Genomic DNA, 18,450 nt, shown 5'->3' on the forward strand with positions numbered 1-18,450 from the left:
CCTGAAGGCCCCCTGGCTTCGGTCAGGGGGCCTTCGCTTTGCCCGAAAGCCAGTGGAACGGCCGCTGGGATGCCATTACCGTGCTGCCGGACCACGTCGTCCAGCCGAAGGCCTGCCGTTGTACACCCTGTGAGACCCCCGACTCGTCGCGTGTCGCGCCTGCGCGCCGCGCGTCCTTTTGCTGCGGACTTCTCACTGAAACGGGTGTATTCCTGTGCTCGAAACCTGGGTGGTCGAACCCACCTGCCTGCCTATGGTCCTGCGCCGGTGCCCTGCCTGCGCCTCCGGACGATTCCGGGCGAACGGCAAATTCCGGGTCAACGCCAACCACAAGCTCCTCGACGCCTGGCTCCTCGTGCTCTGCACCGGATGCGGGAACACCGCGAAACTCGCGATCCTGGAGCGGGTCAACGTGCGCTCCGTGCGACCTGAACTGCTGAACCGGCTGCACGAGAACGACCCCGGACTGGCGGCGGAACTCCTCGCCGATCCGACCGTGCTTCGCCGTAACCACGTCGCCCTCGATTGGGGCGGCGCCTGGCGTCTCGACACCGGCGGGTCGGTTCTCGGGGACCCGCTCGAAGTCTCGGTTCACTTCGCGGCGCGGATCCCGGTCCGGCCGGTGCGGCTGATCGCCGAAGGGTGCGGTCTTTCGCGGGCCGAGGTCGAGAGCCTCCTCGCGGAAGGGAAGGTCGTTTCGGCGGTGCGGTTGAGCGGAAAGGTCTCTGGCGACTTCACCTTCACGCTTGGACCTGGTCTCAAAACTCGGCGTGTCGCTAGGTGAACCAACGGCCCGCCCCTGGCTCCGCACCGCCCGCCGGTGGGCCCGGCCCGACGGACCGGAGGTCTGTCAGGGAGACTGGGGGCCATTGCCCGCCCTCTCGACCTGGAGTCTTTGATGCCGCAAGGGACCGTCCGTTGGTTCGACGCCGAACGAGGTTTCGGCTTCCTCGCGCCCGAGGACGGCTCGCCGGACGTGTTCGTGCACGCCTCCGAGATCGTCGGGGACAGCGGCGCGAAAATGCTCCGCGAGGGCCAGGCCGTCGTGTTCGAGGTCGGCGAGAACGACCGCGGGCCCCAGGCGCTGCGCGTTCGCGTCACCGCCGATGCGGCCACCGGCAGCGCCGTGGGCCTGCTCGGCACCGTCAACTGGTACGAGCCGGGCAAGGGGTACGGCTTCGCGTCGCCGGACGGCGGCGGCGCCGACATCTTCGTGCACAGCTCCGCCATCGTGACCGGCGGCGTGGTCACCGAGGGGCAGCGGGTGGCCTTCCTGATCGTCGAAGGCGAGCGCGGCCCGCAGGCCGGGCACGTGATCCCGCTGGGAGCAGGGGCAGGCTCACCCGCTGCGGCCGGTAGCGCGGACGGTGCCGACGGCACGGTGGCCTGGTACGACGAGGACAAGGGCTTCGGCTTCATCAACCCCGACTCCGGCGCCGGGGACGTCTTCGTGCACGCCCGTGCCCTGGCCGAGGGGCTGACGTGGCTCGCGGAGGGCGACCGCGTCGCCTACGAGGTGACCAGTGGAGACAAGGGCCCGCAGGCCCGCGACGTGCACCTGGTCCGGGGCGCCGAGCCCCAGGCGGCGCCGCAGCGGTCGGCACCTGCCGCGGCCGCAGGGCCGGCGGCGCGGGACGTGCCCGTACGCGGCGGCGAGGGTGTCGTCGCGCGCTACGACGACGACCGCGGCTTCGGCTTCATCACCCCGGACGCAGGCGGCGACGATCTCTTCGCCCACGTGTCCGTGATCATGGGGTCGGAGCCGCTGCAGAAAGGTGACCGGGTCCGGTACACGGTGCGTCAGAGCGACCGGGGCCCGCAGGCCGACCGCATCGAACGCCTCTGAAGAGACGGCCCCACCGATGGCTGATCACTTCCCGGCGGGAGTGCTCGTTCATCCCCGTCGATGGTGCCGTCATCAACGCGGCCGCAGCCTCCTCCAGGAGATCGATCTCCCTCGTGGTGACGGGGGCCCCTGCTCCGCGCTCAGAAGCTCCCAAACGAGTGAATGGATGCGTTAGACCTGGTCGCAGGGCTCGATCTTCATGAGTCGGCGGACGTTGATCACGGTGCAGGCCAGAGTGGCGCGTTCGGTCCGGTCGTAGCGCAGCCCGAGGCGGTTGAACCGCAGCAGCCAGGAGATGGTGCATTCGACGACCCAGCGGACCCGGCCGTGGTGGCCGCGCACGGTCGGGTTCGTGTCCAGCAGCGGCTCGAACATCATGCTGTCGTGGGTGTTTGCCGCCGACACCATGATGTGCAGCGGTAGCCCGTTCGCGTCGCACAGAACGTGGTACTCGGAGCCGGCTTTACCCCGGTCAGCTCGCCCCCTTTTCGACCGCACCGACACCGCGTCGATGCAGCCGGTCCCACACGCGGCGTCCTGCCACTCACGTAACCGCCGCCACGCGGCGTGCCCGGAACCGCATCCGAGCTGGGACCAGGACCGGCAGGTTACGCGGTGACACCCTCAAGTTTTGAGACCAGGCCTTAACCGGTGAGAGGTGTGTGGAAATAGGGACATTCAACGTCCCTATTTCCACACACCCCGTCGCGACCGGACCGGTCACGCGGCCCTGTATGAATTCCTGGCCAAATCCATGCGCTCTGCGTTGCCGGCCTTGTAGTGCGGTTTCACCCTTCAGTGGTCAATATGCAATGAGCGTTGTCGCTTAAAATTACGAACACTTAATGGTCGTATTTCGGTATTGTGGAGGGGTGTCCGAGACTCTCATTCCCGAACTGCCGCAGGAGCTGTGGCGTGCCGGCAAGCTGGAGCTTGCCCATGGCGCGACGCATCTGGTGCAGGTGATCCGGGTCGCGTCCGCCTGCCTGGGGATGTATCTGGCGGAGGTCGAGACACGGGGCGCGGAAGACCTGTTCGGTCACGGGAACGCGGCCTCGTGGTTCGCCGAGATCGCCCGGATTTCGCTGGGTGACGCGCGGGACACGGTGAACCGGGCCCTGGCCCTGAACCCCGCCCCCGTGGCCGGTGGCGAGACGGCGGTGTTCGCGCCCGCGACCGCCGCCGCGGCCGAGGACGGCGCGATCGGGGACCAGCACATCGACCTCATCCTGGACATCCTCCGGAAAATCCCCGCCGGTGAGCGGGAGGGCGCGGACAAGATCCTCGCCGGCCTTGCCCGCCACGCCGGACCCAGAGAACTCGCCGAAGCCGGCGCGAACCTTCTCGCGCACCTGGACCCCGACGGGAACGAACCGAAGGACCCCGAACCCGCCCCGCCACGGCGGGAGGTGTTCGTCGAGCGCCGCGGAGACGGGTTCTGGAAACTCTCCGGTCTGCTGGACCCCGAGACCGGGGCCCGCACCGCGGCCATCCTGGACGCCCATGGGGCACGGCGGCCGGTCGATGAGTCCGGCCAGGCCGACCACCGGACCATGCCCCAACGCTACGGCGATGCCTGGGCCGACGTCCTCGACCTCGCCACCGCCTGCCCCGACCAGCCCGGCACTGCCGGCTACCGCACGCTGGTGCACGTCACCGTCGGCCTCGACGCCCTGAAAACCGGGCTCGGGACCGCGTGCCTGGACTTCGTCGGCACCATCACCGCCCGCGAAGCCCGCCTGATGGCCTGCGACTGCCTCATGATCCCCGCCGTCCTCAGCACCGCCGGTGAACCCCTCGACGTCGGGCGGATGCGACGCTTCGTCACCCCCGGCCAACGCCGAGCACTCAACATCCGCGACGGCGGCTGCGCGTTCCCCGGCTGCCACCGGGCGCCGAAACACTGTCACGCACACCATATTCAGCACTGGGCAGACGGCGGACCCACCGACCTCCGCAACCTCGTCCTGCTCTGCTCGTTTCACCACCGGCTGATCCACCACGGCGACTGGCAGGTCCGGATCGCCGGAGACGGCATACCCGAATTCCTACCACCCCAATACCTCGACCCCTTGCGACATCCCCGGCGCAACACCCTCCACCACGTCACCTGACCCCCGCATCACCGAGGAGCCCGCCAGCCACACCGGCGACGGGCCCCTCGGCATGCCCCTCGACAACTCCGCACCCGCCAGCTCAGGGAACCGATTCCCGGATGACGGCCGGAGTGCCGCGATTTCCCGCTATCTGGTCCAGCGCCCACGCCTGCCCGAACTCGGCCAGCGCGGGCCCCGACCAATAAGCGGGAATCCTGATTCCCGACCACAGTGGCATTTTCGGCCCGTTCAGCGTTCCGTGGCTGACCTGAACCCGGACCGCGCCTTCCACCCAGGTGAAGACGAAATGGGCGTACATGAACATCCAGGCTTGCCTGCCCATCACGTCCCGTACGAGCACCGGCCCTTCGGATTGGTACGGCGCCGTGTAGATGACCTGTTTCCGGCCGTTCCGATAACTGATTTCCTGCGCCGTGACACCGGGAGGAAGCATCGACGGAAGCACTCGCTCAGTCCTCCACGATGGTGATCGTGCCATGTCCGTCGCAACCGACACAGCCTTTGCCGTCACAATCTCCGCATACCGAAGTAAGATAGTCCATAATCCGAAACCCATTCGCGTCGAAAGCCCGTCAAGGGTCGCGAAACAGACCTTGGAACACACCAAGGTAAAAAGAATTCCACGCCCTCAGGAAAGTGTTCGCGGCACCCGCGTTATCCGATGAACACGAAACTCAAGTTAGCGAGCACTCCGGCACCTGGACAAGCCGAACGAAGCCAATCCATTCCGACGGTCTACAAATACACCGTTATTGCAACAATGCAACACATTCGACGTGCTGAGTCATCGGGAAAGCGTCGAAAGCACGCAGATCGACCAAACCGTATCCGTGCCCGGCGAACAGCGCGATGTCCCTGGCCAGCGCCGCCGGGTCGCACGCCACGTAGACGATCCGGTCCGGCGATCCATCCACAATGGACTCGACGACGGCCTTCCCGGCGCCCTTGCGGGGCGGGTCGAGGACGACGACGTCGACCGGTTTCGGGGCGTCTGCCAGCAGGTGCTCGACGCGGCCGGAGCGCCAGCGGACCTGCGGGAGGTCGGCCAGGTTCTCCTCGCCGTCCGACACGGCGCGGCGGCCGGATTCGACGGCCAGGACGCGGCCGCGCGGGCCGACCTGCGAAGCGAGCACGGACGCGAAGAGACCGACACCGGCGTAGAGGTCCCACGCCACGCCGCCACGCGGCGCCTCGGCCCACTCCGCGACGACGGCGGCGAGCGTGTCCGCGGCGGCCGGGTGGACCTGCCAGAAGCCGTGGGCGTCCATGCGCCAGTCGCGGCCGGCGGCGTGCTGGACGGCGAGACCGCCCGCGAGCTGCCGCGACTTGGTCTTCCCGTGGACCGTCGACAGATCGCGCAGGTGCACGTGGCCTTCGCCGTCCTTGGTGACCTCGATTTCGCTGCCGGGCCGCCAGTTCCGCGACACGACGTCGTCGAGCGCGCCGGGGACGGTGATCGGGCAGTCGTCGACCGCGATCACGCGGTGACTGTGGTGCGCCCGGAAACCCGCGCGGCCGTCCTTGCCCGCGACGAGCCGGACGCGGCTGCGCCAGTCCAGCGGCCCGCCGTCGAGCGCCTCGACGACGACCTCGCGTTCGATTCCGGCCAGCCTCTTCAGCTGCTCCATGACCACCGCGGCCTTGAGTTCACGCTGATATCCGGGGGCGGCGTGCTGCCAGTCGCAGCCGCCGCACTCCCCCGGCGCCGCGAGCGCGCACGGCGGTTCCACCCGTTCCGGGGACGCTTGCAGGACCTCGATCGCGTCGGCGCGGCAGAACGAGCCGCCCTTGTCCTCGGTGACCGAGGCCAGGACCCGCTCGCCGGGCAGCGCGTGCCGCACGAACACGACCCGGCCCTCCGCCCGCGCGACGCAGTGCCCGCCGTGCGCCACCGCGCCGACCTCCAGCTCGATCGTCCGTCCGAGCCATGTGCCGGTCGACGCGTCCACACTCATTCTGCTTTGTCCTTCGCTTTCTCGGGTTGCTTGGCCACCGGGGAGAATCCGCGCCGCACGTCGCCTGCCGCCGGACGCGCCTTCCGGTCGCGTTTGATCGCCTTTTCCGACGATTCGAGCTGCCACGGCACGCTGGTCACCATGACACCGGGCTGGAACAGGAGCCGTCCCTTGAGCCGCAGCGCGCTCTGGTTGTGCAGGACCTGCTCCCACCAGTGCCCGACCACGTACTCGGGGATGAACACGGTCACCACGTTGCGCGGATTGTCGCCGCGGACACGTTTCACGTAGTCCAGCACGGGCTTGGTGATCTCGCGATACGGCGACTCGATCACCTTCAGCGGCACCTTGAAATTGTGGTCGTCCCAGTCCTGGACGAGTTTGCGCGTCTCCATGTCGTCGACGTTCACGGTGACGGCTTCGAGGACGTCGGGCCGCACGGCCTTGGCGTAGGAAAGCGCCCGCAAGGTCGGCAGGTGCAGTTTCGAAATCAGCACGATCGCGTGGTTGCGGGAAGGCAATACGGCGGGCTTCCGCTCCATCTCGCGCAATTCCTCGGCGACCCGGTCGTAATGCTTCCGGATCGCCGTCATCAGGATGTAGATCGCCACCATCGCCGCGATCGCGATCCAGGCGCCGAGCAGGAACTTCGTGATCAGCACGATGACCAGCACGGTGCCGGTCATGGTGAGGCCGACGGCGTTGACCGTCTGCGAACGCCGCATCCGGCGCCGCACAGTCGGGTCGGTTTCCCTGGCCAGCAAGCGATTCCAATGCCGGATCATGCCGGCCTGGCTGATCGTGAAGGAGACGAACACCCCCACGATGTAGAGCTGGATGAGCTTCGTGACCTCGGCGTCGAACGCGATGATCAGCACCAGGGCGAACGCGGCGAGGAACAGGATGCCGTTGGAGAACGCCAGCCTGTCGCCCCGCGTGTGCAGCTGACGCGGCAGGTAGCGATCCTGCGCGAGGATCGAACCGAGCACCGGGAAGCCGTTGAACGCGGTGTTCGCGGCCAGCAGCAGGATGATGCCGGTGACGAAGGAGATGTAGTAGAACGCCGGGGTGAAGTCGGCGAACACCGCCTGCGCGATCTGCGCGACGATCGTCTTCTGCTCGTAGCCCGCCGGGGTGCCCGTGAGCTGGGTTTCCGGATGCTCGGCGAATTTGACGTCGGTGATGATCGCCAGCGTGATGATGCCGACCAGCATCGTCACCGCGAGCACGCCCATCATCAGCAGCGTGGTGGCCGCGTTCTTCGATTTCGGCTTCTGGAACGCGGGGACTCCGTTGCTGATCGCCTCGACCCCGGTCAGCGCCGCGGCACCGGAGGAAAAGGTCCGCAGGAGCAGGAAGAAGAACGCGAAACCGGTCAAAGAGGCTTCTTCGTGCAATTCGAAGGTGGAGCTTTCGGCACGCATGTCGGCGCCGGACGCCGCCTCGATCAGCCCCCAGATCACCATGCCGAGAATGCCGAGGATGAACCCGTAGACCGGGATGGCGAAGGTTTTGCCCGATTCGCGCACTCCGCGCAGGTTCAGCGCGGTCAGCACGACCACGATGACGACCGCGACGATCACCTTGTGCTGCGACACCCACGGGATGGCCGAACCGATGTTCGCCACGCCGGACGACGTCGAAACCGCCACGGTGAGCACGTAATCCACCAGCAGCGCACTGGCAACGGTGAGCCCGAATTTGCCGCCGAGGTTGGTGTTGGCGACTTCGTAGTCACCGCCGCCGCTGGGATAGGCGTGCACGTTCTGCCGGTACGACGCGACGACGACCAGCATGACGAGCGCGACGGCGACGCCGATCCACGGCGCGAACGCGTACGCGGACAAGCCCGCGACGCTGAGGGTCAGAAAGATTTCCTCAGGCGCGTAGGCGACGCTCGACAACGCGTCGGACGCGAAAATCGGCAGCGCGATGCGCTTCGGCAGCAGCGTATGCGAGAGGCGGTCACTCCGGAATGGACGTCCGAGGACGAGCCGCTTCAATACGGTCGGGAACTTCGACACCGCAGAAGACTAACGGGCGACCCCCACGGTAGGTTCGGCGCTGGTATGTCTGGGTACCTGCGGACGGGTGAACGTCCGAAAACTAAGGAGGCAGGGCGTGCACGTGGTGATCATGGGATGCGGCCGGGTCGGCGCATCCCTGGCCGCGGCGCTGGAGCGGCTGGGGCACGACGTCGCCGTCATCGACAAGAGCAGGCAGGCGTTCCGGCGGCTCGGCAGTGACTTCCACGGTCAGCAGGTGGTCGGCGTCGGATTCGACCGGCAGGTGCTGATCGAGGCCGGGATCGAACGCGCGGGTGCCTTCGCGGCGGTGTCCAGCGGCGACAACTCCAACATCATCTCGGCGCGGGTGGCCAGGGAGAACTTCGGCATCGACAAGGTCGTCGCCAGGATCTACGACCACAAGCGCGCGGCGGTCTACGAACGGCTCGGCATCCCGACCGTGGCGACCGTGCCGTGGACGACCGACCGGTTCCTGCGCACCCTGCTGCCCGACGGCGTCGCCTCGGAGTGGCGGGACCCCTCGGGCAGCGTGGCGCTCCTGCAGCTCCCGTTGCACGAGAGCTGGGTCGGGCACAGCGTGCGCGACCTGCAGGACACCACCGGCGCGCGGGTCGCGTTCATCATGCGGTTCGGCACCGCGGTCCTGCCCGACACCAAGGCCGTGATCCAGGCGGACGACGTCGTGTACGTCGCCGCGAAATCAGGCACTGTCAGCGACGTGACCAGCGTCGCCGCTCGCGAACCGGAAGAGGAGAACTGATGCGGGTCGCGATTGCCGGGGCCGGCGCGGTGGGCCGGTCGATCGCCGCGGAGCTGATCGACGGGCGCCACCAGGTGATGCTCATCGAACGCGAGGCCGACCAGTTCGAGCCGCACACCGTGGAGCAGGCGGACTGGGTGCTCGGCGACGCGTGCGAGGTGTCGATCCTGGAGGAGTCCGGGATCGAGCAGTGCGACGTCGTGATCGCCGCGACCGGCGACGACAAGGCGAACCTGGTGGTGTCGCTGCTGGCGAAGACCGAGTTCGCGGTGCGCCGGGTGGTGGCGCGGGTGAACAACCCGGCCAACGAGTGGCTGTTCAACGACGCCTGGGGCGTCGACGTCGCCGTGTCGACCCCGCGGATGCTCGCGGCGATGGTCGAGGAGGCGGTGAGCGTCGGCGATCTGGTGCGGCTGATGACGTTCCGGCAGAGCCAGGCCAACCTCGTCGAACTCACCCTCCCGGAGGAGACCCCGCTGGCGGGCAAGGCCGTCAGCGAGATCAACCTGCCGAGGGACGCGGCGCTGGTGACGATCCTGCGCGGTGACCGGGTGATCGTGCCGCAGCCCGAGGACCCGCTGGAGCCGGGTGACGAGCTGCTGTTCGTGGCGACGTCGGACGTGGAGCCGGAGATCCGGACCGCGCTGGGATATTAGAAGCGGGGGTTACTGGTTCTCCGTGACGGGCGCCTGCGCGTACTTCGCGCGCAGGCGTGCCTCGGCCTCTTCGTCGGTCTCCTCGGCGGGCGCCTCTTCCGCGAGGGCCTTGAGGTGCTTGTCCGATCGGCGCACCGCCCAGACGACGGTGAGCAGGCCGAGCGCGTACAGCGGGTAGCCCATCGCGATCTTCGCGAAGGCCAGCCAGCCGGTGGAGTCCTCGTCGTAGAGCCAGCGCTGCACGATGAACCGGGCGCCGAAGATCAGCGCCATGGCGCCGGTCGCGATCGAATAGGCGACCAGCGACTTCTTGTCCTTGCGCCAGGCCTGGCCGCTGCCGTTGAGCGCGTTCCACACCACACCGGCGAGCGGCCAGCGCACGACGATCGACAGCACGAAGACGCCGAAGTAGACCAGGCTCGTCCAGATGCCGAACAGGAAGAAGCCCTTGGCCGAGCCTGTCCGGTAGGCGATGAACGCCGCGATCGCCACGCCGAAGAATCCGGAGATGGCGGGCTGCAGCGGCTCCTTGCGCACGACCCGCAGCACGGTGATCGCCACCGCGCTGCCGACCGCGGCCCAGATGCCGACCGTCAGTCCGAAGATGGCGTTCGCGATCACGAACACGATGACCGGCAGCGAGGAGTAGAAAAGTCCCGACAGCCCGCCCATCTGTTCCAGCAGGGTGGGCTGCGGCTTGTCCTCGTCCGGTTCCCCGGTCTTCTTCTGTTCGCCGCCGGCGGGTTCAGTCACGATGCGGGATCAACTCACAGGGCTCTGAAGTTCGTAATAGGGGTTGTAAAGCACCTTCTGACCATCACGTTCGGCCATCCGGCCGCGCACCTTGATGGTTCGTCCGGGTTCGATTCCGGGGATCCGGCGGCGTCCGAGCCAGATTAGCGTCACACCCTGGGTGCCGTCGAACAGCTCGGCCTGCAGTGTCGCCGCTTCGTTGGTCGGGCAGAGCTCCACGCTGCGGAGTCTGCCGAGCACCGTCACCTCTTCGCCCGACCGGCAGTCGCAGGCGCGCTGCGCGCCGCCCGCCTCGGACTTTTCGGACAGGTCGTCGGCGTCGAGATCCTCGACGTCGCTGGTCAGCTTGCGAACCAACCGGCTGAAGTAGCCGCCGTCTTTGGCGGGCATAACGGTGCTCCTGTGCTCCGGGGCCCCCGACTGAACGGCCCGTGCGTGATCCAGCGTAACTGTGTCCGGACCAGGACAACCTGTTTGGGAGAAGATCGCAACGTGACCTCCGCTATTCCGCCTACGACGGCAGTAGTACTCCCCGGCACCGGGTCCGACGAAGTGTTCGTGCGCAGCGTGTTCTCCGGCCCGCTGCGGGCACTCGGCATCCGGTTGCTCGCCCCGCCGCCGCCTCCGGGAGACCGGCTCGCGGACGGCTTCCTCGAAGAGCTGGACAGGCTGTCCGGCGAGCACGGTCCGCTGCTCGTCGGCGGCATCTCGTTCGGCGCGCACCTCTCGGCGGAGTGGGCGTCACGCAATCCCGGCCGCTGCACGGGCCTGCTGGCCGCGCTCCCGGCCTGGAACGGCCCGGCCGGGCGAGCACCCGCGTCGCTCGCCGCGCGGCTGTCAGCGGATCTGGTGGCCGAAAACGGGGTCGACGGGGCGCTGGCGAAATCGTCGGACGGCGTCCCCGAGTGGCTTTCGGCCGAACTCGGCCGGGCGTGGCGACGGCACGGCGACGGACTGGCGGCGAGTCTGCGCACGGCCGCGTCCCGTCCCGCCCCGGCGCTGGAGGACCTCGCGGGGCTCGACGTGCCCGCGGGGATCGGCGCGTGTGCGGACGATCCGATCCACCCGGCGGAGGTCGCCCGCGCGTGGGCGGCCGCCCTGCCCCGCGCCGAGGTCGGCGAGTCGACGCTCACCGCCCTCGGCGCGGACCGGGAATCCCTGGGCCGGGCGACCGTGCTGGCCTGGCTGCGGGCTCTTTAGCCCTGCTGCTCCGCGATGTGCTGCGCGACGGCGTCGGGCAGCGTGATCGTCAGCGGGGTGCGGACCGGCATCGGCGCGTCACCGCGGTCGACGATGGTGTGCCGCACGATCTCGCGCAGCACCGCGGGCGCCTGCGACGCCTGCGACTGCGGCCCGGCGATGACGCCGCGGAGCATCCAGCGCGGGCCGTCGACCCCGACGAACCGCAACGCGACGTCGCCGACGATCGCGGACAGCTCCAGTCCCCACTCCCCCATGCCGACCGAGACCTTGGCGCCGTCGGCCCGCAGCTGCTCGGTGAGCTCGGTGCTGACGTCCTTCCACAGGCCGCCGGACCGGGGCGCCGCGTAGCCGCTGACGGTGATCTGGCCCTGTTCCGTGACGACGTGCACCGCGCGGACGCCGCCACTGTCGGGGTCCATCTCTACCTGGACCTGGGAACCGTCGGGCACCGGCACCTTCACCGAACCGAGGTCGATCCGCGGGATGCCGTCCTCGGGCGCGTCGGCGAGGTCGAACGGGCCGTCCGCGGTCTCCGACAGCTGCGGCTCGATCTCCTCGGCGCCGTCGTCCCCGGTGCGCTCCTCGACCTCGGGCGCGGCGTGCCGTCCGCTCGGCTTGGCCTCGCGCTTGCGTCCGAAAATCCCCACTAGTTCTCCGTTCCTTCCCTGGCTCCGGCTCCCAGTGTGGCGTGTCCGCCCGTGGAGCCATACCCTCCCTCGCCGCGCTCGGACGACTCGAGTTCGGCGACCTCGACGAACTCGGCCTGTTCGACCCGTTGCACGACCAGCTGCGCGATCCGGTCGCCGCGGGTGAGCACGACCTTCTCGGAGAGATCATGGTTGATCAGGCAGACGCGGATCTCACCGCGGTACCCGGAATCGATCGTGCCAGGGGTGTTGACGACCGAGAGGCCGACACGGGCCGCGAGACCCGAGCGCGGATGGACGAAGCCCGCGTAGCCGGGCGGCAGCGCGATCGCGACGCCTGTCCCGACCACGCCGCGTTCGCCGGGCGCGAGGACGAGATCCGAAGTGGTGACGAGGTCTGCGCCCGCGTCGCCGGGGCGCGCGTAGGCGGGGAGGGGGACCGATGGATCGATCCGGGAAAGCAGTACCTGAACGGTGGACACGGGCGGCGAGACTACCCTGAACACGTGGGTGAAAGCGTGAACACGGCCGAAGGCGCCGCCGTCAAGCATTCAGAGCGGCTCTACGTCCCGTGGTGGGGCTGGCCGCTGCCGCTGCTGGGCGGTGGGCTGCTGTCGGCGGAGATCGACATGGGCTATCCGGGTCTCCGCGGCTGGCTGCCGTACGTGGTGCTGATCCCCGCGGTGATCGCGCTGATGGTCTCCCTCGGCCGGTCCCGTGTCCGGGTGACCGGTGGCGCCGAGCCGGAGCTGTGGCTGCGCGACGCGCATCTGCCGGTGAAGTTCGTCGGCGACGTCGAGGTCATCGACAAGGAAGCGAAGCGCAAGGCGCTCGGCCGCGACGCCGATCCGGCCGCCTTCGTGCTGCACCGGGGCTGGGTCGGCCCGGTGGTGCGGGTCTGGCTCACCGACCCGGAGGACCCGACGCCGTACTGGCTGTTCAGCACCCGGCATCCGGAGAAGGTGGCGGCGCTGCTCCGTCAGCCCGCCTCCAAGCCCTAGACGACAAGCCCTGGACGACGGAAAGGGGGCCGGCCACTGTGGCCGGCCCCCTTATTCCTGTTCAGTCCCCGAAACCCCTGTCGCGCCGTCCCCTGTGCCCGTAGGCTCAGGCGCAGTCGCGGCAGATGAGCCGTCCGCCACTCTCCTCGGCCAGCCTGCTGCGGTGATGCACCAGGAAGCAGACGGAGCAGGTGAACTCGTCGGCCTGCTTGGGCACGACCTTCACGGTCAGGTCCTCACCGGAAAGTCCGGAGAGGTCCGCGCCCGGCAGTTCGAAGTTTTCGGCGGTCGCGTCCTCGTCGACGTCCACGACGCCGGACTGGTTTTCGTTGCGCCGTGCCTTCAGCTCTTCCAACGAGTCTTCGGCCAGCTCGTCGGCTTCGCTGCGGCGCGGAGCGTCGTAGTCGGTCGCCATTAGTCCCTCACCCCTGCGATGCTTTCGATGTCAGATGGCCCGGACCCGCGAGCGCGCGGCTCGTGAGTCCTTCGTGCCGCTGGTTAACGTCCCAGCGCCCCTGTTTGTGCCCGGCTGGGCAGTGAGCGAGGTCTCTCTTTTGCGCCTCTTACTGCCGCCTGAGCCCGCGAAGGGTAGCTCACGTCGATACCGGCTCTGCAACGAGTCAGACATAGCTGCGATTACGTCACCCAACAGGGGGAACCCTGCTGTCAAGACGCCTGTCGTCCGAATGGGTTGCCCCCACGTCGGGTACCTCACCCCTTGGGCCCGGCCGCTTGCCCGGAGTGGCCATCACGTGGTGCTATCCGGAGGCCCGCGCCGATCGCCTCCGCCGCAACGCATAGGCTGATCGGACACGACGGTGAGATAACGCACCGTCCGGGGATCCGGGCTTTGGGGAAGGGACTGGCAGGTGGCGTCGGGGAACGGCATCGGGGACCGCGGGGCGAGGCCGTATCGCAAGCACAAGCCGCTGCCCGCTCTCATCGTGATCGGGGTGCTGGCGCTCGGCGCGGTGATCGTCTGGGTGAACGTCGTGGCGAGCGGCGCCGACGTCGACGCCAAGGTCCGCTGCGATCCGCCGCCCGTCCCGCAGCAAGGTGTCACCTACACGCCGCTGGCGCACGACGGTCTCGACGACCGCGCGCCGGTGCCGCCGGACAAGGTCGCCGTCCAGGTGCTCAACGGCTCCCAGGTCCGCGGCCAGGGCGGCATCGCCACCAACACGCTCCGGGAGCTGGGCTTCACCCAGATTCTCGAACCCGCCAGCGACCCGGCCTACAAGAACGCGGAAGCCAAGTGCCGCGGCCAGATCCGCTTCGGAGAGAACGGCGCGGCCGCGGCCCGCACGCTGAGCCTCGTGATCCCATGCGCCGAACTGGTCAAGGACAACCGCAAGGACGCTTCGGTCACGCTCACCACCGGCACCCTGCTCGGCGACATCCGCCCGAAGACGGAGGCCCGCAAGGTCCTCGAGCAGCTCACCCAGTGGTCGAAGGCGCAGCAGGGCAGCGGCGGCGGCGAGCAGTCCGCGGGCGGCGGTGCCCCGGTCATCGACCAGGCACTGCTGAAGGCCGCCCGCGAAGCGCCCTGCTGATCCTCAGATGGAGGCCGCTCCCGAGTCGATGAGCGCCTGACGCAGCGGAGCCGCGATCGACGGCGCCACCGCGAAGGTCGCGTCCGGCCCGAGTTCGATGTCCTCCCCCGGCAGCGACACCAGTGCTCCCGCTTCGGCGGCGATGAGCGCGCCTGCGGCCCAGTCCCACTGTCCGAGGCCGTGCTCGACGTAGGCGTCCAGCCAGCCCGCCGCGACCGCGCACAGGTCCAGTGAGGCGGCCCCGTTGCGCCGGACGTCCCGCACCCTGGTCGCCAGTCCGGCGACGAACCGGGCCTGTTTCGCCCGCCGTTCCACCTTGTAGGCGAACCCGGTGCCGACGAGGGTCAGGTCGAGCCGTTCGGGGGCGTTGACCGACAGCCGCCGCCCGTCGAGGAACGCGCCCTGCCCGCGCGCGGCGCTCCAGCGGCGTCCGCTGACCGGTTCGACGACGGCGCCCGCCACCGACACCCCGCCGACCTGCGCGGCCACCGACACGGCGAACCACGGCAGCCCGTACAGGAAGTTCACCGTCCCGTCGATCGGGTCGACCACCCAGGTCACCCCGTCACCGGCGCTCCCGCCGCCCTCCTCGCCCAGCACGGCGTCGTCCGGCCGGAGCTCCGCGAGCCGGGCGCGCACCAGCCGTTCCGACTCGTGGTCCACCGCGGTCACCACGTCGGTGTCGGCGGACTTGGTGTCCACCCGCACCTCGCGGCCCGCGTTCATCCCGGTCCAGGCCTCGTGGACCAGCTCGGCGGCCTCGCCCGCGACACGCTCGGCGACACTCTTCAGCAACGTCTCGTCAACTCCCACGTCCGCCATGTCACCACATCCGGTTAAAGTCTCCGAGGCAGGCTTCTGAATCGTGCGAGAAGGGACCACGTCCGTGGTGGAGGCGACCCGAGGTTTCGGTATCGACATCGGCGGCAGCGGGATCAAGGGGGCGCTGGTCGACCTGATGCAGGGACAGCTGATCGGCGACCGGATCCGGATCGACACGCCGAAGCCGTCGACGCCCGAGGCGGTGGCGGACGTGGTCGCGGAGATCACCGGCCAGGCGGGCTGGGACGGCCCGGTGGGGGTCACCCTGCCCGCGGTCGTCAAGAAGGGGGTCGCGCACACCGCGGCCAACATCGACCGCAAGTGGATCGGCACCGACGCCGACGCCCTGTTCGCCAAACGGCTCGGCCGCGGCGTGGACCAGATCGCGATGCTCAACGACGCGGACGCCGCCGGAATGGCCGAGATCCGCTGGGGCGACCCGGTCGCGCGGCGCGGCGTGACGGCGCTGCTGACCTTCGGCACCGGCATCGGCAGCGCGGTCTTCCAGGACGGCAAACTCGTGCCCAACACCGAGTTCGGCCACATCGAGGTCGACGGGTTCGACGCGGAGAAGAAAGCCGCCGCGTCGGTGAAGGACAACGAGGAACTCTCGTATCCCCAATGGGCGGAACGGGTGAACAGGTATCTCTCCGTGCTGGAAAACCTGATCTGGCCGGATCTGTTCATCGTCGGCGGCGGCGTCAGCAAGAAGTCGCACAAGTGGGTCCCGCTGCTGGAGATCCGCACGCCGGTGCTCGTCGCGTCCTTGCAGAACAACGCGGGCATCGTCGGCGCGGCGGCCGCCGCCGCGGAGGGCATCGAGCACTGACGCGACCGGGTTGACATCCGCGCCATGGATGTCACTTCGGCGGGTCGGACGGCGTGTCGCGCCCGCCGGGTGGTGGTCCGCGCCGCGACGCTGTCACGTATCGTCGTTACAATGGAACACGGCCCACGGCGGCGGCACCCACGAGAACGAGGGAAACCGCAGGCCGAGGGTGTTCCCCGAAGTTTGAGGCAGCCGAGACCATCACGCCTCGGCTCGTCATGATCGACCGCTGCGAAAGGGCGTAAGTGGCAGCCGCAAGAACCGCAACCCGAAGCGGGACGAAGACAGCGACCGCAACCGGCGAGCCGGCCGACGAGGCAGCCACCGGCGAGGCGAAGCCCGCTGCGCGCAAGACCGCCGCCAAGGCGGCAGGCGCGAAGAAGGCCCCGGCGAAGAAGGCTCCGGCCAAGAAACCCACCACCAAGGGTGCCAAGACCGAAGACGGCGACCCGGAAGACGGTCCCGGCGAGCTCGACGAAGCCGACCTCGAAACCCCGGATCTATCGGACCTCGAAGAGGTCGAGGTGGACGTCGTCGACGCGACGGTCACCGAGGAGACGGAAGAGGACGCGGAGTCCGAGGAGGACGTCGAAGAGACGCCCGCCCGCGGACGCCGCACGTCGACCGACAAGAACGCCGGAAAGACCTCCGACAACCCGGACTTCGTCTGGGACGAGGAAGAGTCCGAGGCGCTGCGCCAGGCCCGCAAGGACGCCGAGCTCACCGCTTCGGCCGACTCGGTCCGCGCGTACCTCAAGCAGATCGGCAAGGTCGCCCTGCTGAACGCCGAGGAGGAGGTGGAGCTCGCCAAGCGCATCGAGGCCGGGCTCTACGCCGCCGAACGCGTCCGCAACGCCGAGGAGGAGGGCGAGAAGCTCGTCACCCAGATGCGGCGCGACCTCAAGTGGATCGTGCGCGACGGTGAGCGGGCGAAGAACCACCTCCTGGAGGCGAACCTCCGGCTCGTGGTCTCGCTGGCCAAGCGCTACACCGGCCGTGGCATGGCGTTCCTGGACCTGATCCAGGAAGGCAACCTCGGTCTGATCCGCGCGGTCGAGAAGTTCGACTACACCAAGGGCTACAAGTTCTCCACGTACGCCACCTGGTGGATCCGGCAGGCGATCACCCGCGCGATGGCCGACCAGGCCCGCACCATCCGTATCCCGGTGCACATGGTCGAGGTCATCAACAAGCTCGGCCGTATACAGCGTGAGCTGTTGCAGGACCTCGGTCGCGAGCCCACTCCCGAAGAGCTCGCGAAGGAAATGGACATCTCCCCGGAGAAGGTCCTCGAGATCCAGCAGTACGCCCGCGAGCCGATCTCGCTCGACCAGACCATCGGCGACGAGGGCGACTCGCAGCTCGGTGACTTCATCGAGGACTCCGAGGCCGTCGTCGCGGTCGACGCGGTGTCGTTCACGCTGCTGCAGGACCAGCTCCAGTCGGTGCTGCAGACCCTGTCCGAACGTGAGGCGGGAGTGGTGCGGCTGCGGTTCGGCCTCACCGACGGCCAGCCGCGCACGCTCGACGAGATCGGCCAGGTGTACGGGGTGACCCGTGAGCGCATCCGGCAGATCGAGTCGAAGACGATGTCGAAGCTGCGTCACCCGTCGCGTTCGCAAGTGCTGCGCGACTACCTGGACTGAGTTTTAGTTCGCGAAAGACCCCGTCACCCTTTCGGTGGCGGGGTTTTCTGCGTCCGGTGTCGAAACGCGGCCTTCCCGTTCGACGCGTGGGTATGACGAAACCTCACGCGACCAAGAACCTCGACCGTTACGGCTCCGCGGAACTGCCGTGGAGCCGCCCGCGCGACATCCTCGCCGAGGACACGCCGACCGCCGACCTGACCTTCTTCGTGACGACCGTGCGACCCGACGGTCGTCCGCACTCGGCGGGTGTCGGGGCGGTCTGGGTGGACGGCGCCCTGTATTTCAAGGGCGGGCCCGGCACCCGACGCTCCCGGAACCTGGCGGTGAACCCGGCGTGCGCCGTTTCGGTGCGGCTACGGGGTATCGACCTCACGCTGGAGGGCGAGGCGCACCGCGTCACCGACGCCGCGACCCTGGAGAAGGTGGCGGCGGTCTACCGGACCGGCGGCTGGCCCGCGACGGTGGAGGGTGACGCGCTCACGGCTCCTTTCAGCGCGCCCAGCGCGGGCCCGCCGCCCTGGCACCTGTACCGCCTCACCCTGCACCGCGCCATCGGCGTCGCGGGCGCCGAACCGCACGGCGCCACCCGCTGGGACTTCGCCCCCTGACTCCCGCGACTCGCGTGATCAGGC

At 68.8% G+C, this 18,450-nt stretch carries 20 protein-coding genes and 1 pseudogene; 11 read left to right on the forward strand and 10 right to left on the reverse strand.

Going from position 1 to position 18,450, the window contains the following annotated elements; all coding sequences use genetic code 11:
* The first annotated feature begins 214 nt into the window (after positions 1-214).
* Together AMYAL_RS0142325 and AMYAL_RS50925 are read left to right on the forward strand one after the other, a co-directional pair.
* On the forward strand, positions 215-784 hold the full coding sequence (locus tag AMYAL_RS0142325; protein WP_020637375.1) for a DUF1062 domain-containing protein: 570 nt from the start codon (positions 215-217) through the stop codon (positions 782-784).
* Positions 785-898: 114 nt separating this feature from the next.
* Positions 899-1,846: a cold-shock protein gene (locus AMYAL_RS50925; RefSeq protein ID WP_026467908.1), complete on the forward strand. Its 948-nt coding sequence runs from the start codon at positions 899-901 to the stop codon at positions 1,844-1,846.
* Between the two features lie 171 nt (positions 1,847-2,017).
* On the opposite strand, the pseudogene AMYAL_RS50675 reads toward AMYAL_RS50925, so the two are convergent.
* Positions 2,018-2,437 (reverse strand): annotated as a pseudogene (locus tag AMYAL_RS50675) (transposase); the annotation flags it as partial.
* Positions 2,438-2,718: 281 nt separating this feature from the next.
* Between AMYAL_RS50675 and AMYAL_RS0142340 the strand changes: the two are divergent.
* On the forward strand, positions 2,719-3,960 hold the full coding sequence (locus AMYAL_RS0142340) for an HNH endonuclease signature motif containing protein (protein WP_020637377.1): 1,242 nt from the start codon (positions 2,719-2,721) through the stop codon (positions 3,958-3,960).
* Positions 3,961-4,042: 82 nt separating this feature from the next.
* Here AMYAL_RS0142340 and AMYAL_RS0142345 read toward each other — a convergent pair whose 3' ends face one another.
* From AMYAL_RS0142345 to AMYAL_RS0142355, 3 genes are all read right to left on the reverse strand, one after another.
* Entirely contained in the window at positions 4,043-4,396 is a 354-nt protein-coding gene (locus AMYAL_RS0142345) for a hypothetical protein (RefSeq protein ID WP_245193348.1), read from the reverse strand.
* 316 nt (positions 4,397-4,712) lie between these two features.
* Positions 4,713-5,918 (reverse strand): class I SAM-dependent RNA methyltransferase, encoded by a 1,206-nt coding sequence (locus AMYAL_RS0142350; RefSeq protein WP_020637379.1) that lies wholly within the window; start codon positions 5,916-5,918, stop codon positions 4,713-4,715.
* Positions 5,915-7,942: an APC family permease gene (locus AMYAL_RS0142355; protein WP_020637380.1), complete on the reverse strand. Its 2,028-nt coding sequence runs from the start codon at positions 7,940-7,942 to the stop codon at positions 5,915-5,917. Before AMYAL_RS0142355 ends, AMYAL_RS0142350 begins: the two co-directional genes overlap by 4 nt.
* 97 nt (positions 7,943-8,039) lie before the next feature.
* Here AMYAL_RS0142355 and AMYAL_RS0142360 point away from each other — a divergent pair, with 97 nt between their 5' ends.
* Both AMYAL_RS0142360 and AMYAL_RS0142365 read left to right on the forward strand, forming a co-directional pair.
* Positions 8,040-8,705, forward strand: a complete 666-nt coding sequence (locus AMYAL_RS0142360; RefSeq protein ID WP_020637381.1) for a potassium channel family protein — start codon at positions 8,040-8,042, stop codon at positions 8,703-8,705.
* Entirely contained in the window at positions 8,705-9,361 is a 657-nt protein-coding gene (locus AMYAL_RS0142365) for a potassium channel family protein (RefSeq protein ID WP_007033567.1), read from the forward strand. The genes AMYAL_RS0142360 and AMYAL_RS0142365 overlap by 1 nt, the downstream gene beginning before the upstream one ends.
* 9 nt (positions 9,362-9,370) lie before the next feature.
* Here AMYAL_RS0142365 and AMYAL_RS0142370 read toward each other — a convergent pair whose 3' ends face one another.
* Positions 9,371-10,114, reverse strand: a complete 744-nt coding sequence (locus tag AMYAL_RS0142370) for a DUF3159 domain-containing protein (protein ID WP_020637382.1) — start codon at positions 10,112-10,114, stop codon at positions 9,371-9,373.
* A gap of 9 nt (positions 10,115-10,123) precedes the next feature.
* On the reverse strand, positions 10,124-10,504 hold the full coding sequence (locus AMYAL_RS0142375; protein ID WP_020637383.1) for an OB-fold nucleic acid binding domain-containing protein: 381 nt from the start codon (positions 10,502-10,504) through the stop codon (positions 10,124-10,126).
* Between the two features lie 102 nt (positions 10,505-10,606).
* On the opposite strand from AMYAL_RS0142375, the gene AMYAL_RS0142380 reads away from it, so the two are divergent.
* Positions 10,607-11,314 (forward strand): alpha/beta fold hydrolase, encoded by a 708-nt coding sequence (locus AMYAL_RS0142380; RefSeq protein WP_209447286.1) that lies wholly within the window; start codon positions 10,607-10,609, stop codon positions 11,312-11,314.
* Here the strand turns inward: AMYAL_RS0142380 and AMYAL_RS0142385 are convergent.
* The gene (locus tag AMYAL_RS0142385) at positions 11,311-11,964 is read right to left on the reverse strand and encodes a DUF3710 domain-containing protein (protein ID WP_020637385.1); all 654 of its coding nucleotides are present in this window, start codon (positions 11,962-11,964) and stop codon (positions 11,311-11,313) included. The two genes, AMYAL_RS0142380 and AMYAL_RS0142385, sit on opposite strands and share 4 nt — an antisense overlap.
* A complete protein-coding gene (dut, locus tag AMYAL_RS0142390; RefSeq protein WP_026467910.1) occupies positions 11,964-12,446 on the reverse strand; it encodes a dUTP diphosphatase in 483 nt (160 codons plus the stop codon). The genes AMYAL_RS0142385 and dut overlap by 1 nt, the downstream gene beginning before the upstream one ends.
* 24 nt (positions 12,447-12,470) lie before the next feature.
* On the opposite strand from dut, the gene AMYAL_RS0142395 reads away from it, so the two are divergent.
* A complete protein-coding gene (locus tag AMYAL_RS0142395; RefSeq protein ID WP_026467911.1) occupies positions 12,471-12,965 on the forward strand; it encodes a DUF3093 domain-containing protein in 495 nt (164 codons plus the stop codon).
* A gap of 106 nt (positions 12,966-13,071) precedes the next feature.
* Here the strand turns inward: AMYAL_RS0142395 and AMYAL_RS0142400 are convergent, their stop codons facing one another.
* Positions 13,072-13,380, reverse strand: a complete 309-nt coding sequence (locus tag AMYAL_RS0142400) for a DUF4193 domain-containing protein (protein ID WP_005164528.1) — start codon at positions 13,378-13,380, stop codon at positions 13,072-13,074.
* Positions 13,381-13,834: 454 nt separating this feature from the next.
* On the opposite strand from AMYAL_RS0142400, the gene cei reads away from it, so the two are divergent.
* Entirely contained in the window at positions 13,835-14,518 is a 684-nt protein-coding gene (gene cei, locus AMYAL_RS0142405; RefSeq protein ID WP_020637388.1) for an envelope integrity protein Cei, read from the forward strand.
* Between the two features lie 3 nt (positions 14,519-14,521).
* On the opposite strand, the gene AMYAL_RS0142410 is transcribed toward cei, so the two are convergent.
* Positions 14,522-15,340, reverse strand: coding sequence for an inositol monophosphatase family protein (locus AMYAL_RS0142410; RefSeq protein ID WP_020637389.1), 819 nt, complete (start codon positions 15,338-15,340; stop codon positions 14,522-14,524).
* A gap of 67 nt (positions 15,341-15,407) precedes the next feature.
* On the opposite strand from AMYAL_RS0142410, the gene ppgK reads away from it, so the two are divergent.
* The 3 genes from ppgK to AMYAL_RS0142425 all read left to right on the forward strand — a co-directional run bounded on the left by ppgK (position 15,408) and on the right by AMYAL_RS0142425 (position 18,426).
* Positions 15,408-16,169, forward strand: coding sequence for a polyphosphate--glucose phosphotransferase (gene ppgK / locus AMYAL_RS0142415; RefSeq protein WP_020637390.1), 762 nt, complete (start codon positions 15,408-15,410; stop codon positions 16,167-16,169).
* A 245-nt stretch (positions 16,170-16,414) separates the two neighbouring features.
* The gene (locus AMYAL_RS0142420) at positions 16,415-17,815 is read left to right on the forward strand and encodes an RNA polymerase sigma factor (RefSeq protein ID WP_020637391.1); all 1,401 of its coding nucleotides are present in this window, start codon (positions 16,415-16,417) and stop codon (positions 17,813-17,815) included.
* A gap of 92 nt (positions 17,816-17,907) precedes the next feature.
* Complete coding sequence (locus AMYAL_RS0142425; RefSeq protein ID WP_020637392.1) at positions 17,908-18,426, forward strand: pyridoxamine 5'-phosphate oxidase family protein; 519 nt, start codon at positions 17,908-17,910, stop codon at positions 18,424-18,426.
* The last annotated feature ends 24 nt before the right edge of the window (positions 18,427-18,450 follow it).

The sequence above is a fragment of the Amycolatopsis alba DSM 44262 genome (assembly GCF_000384215.1).
GTDB classification, from domain to species: Bacteria; Actinomycetota; Actinomycetes; order Mycobacteriales; family Pseudonocardiaceae; genus Amycolatopsis; species Amycolatopsis alba.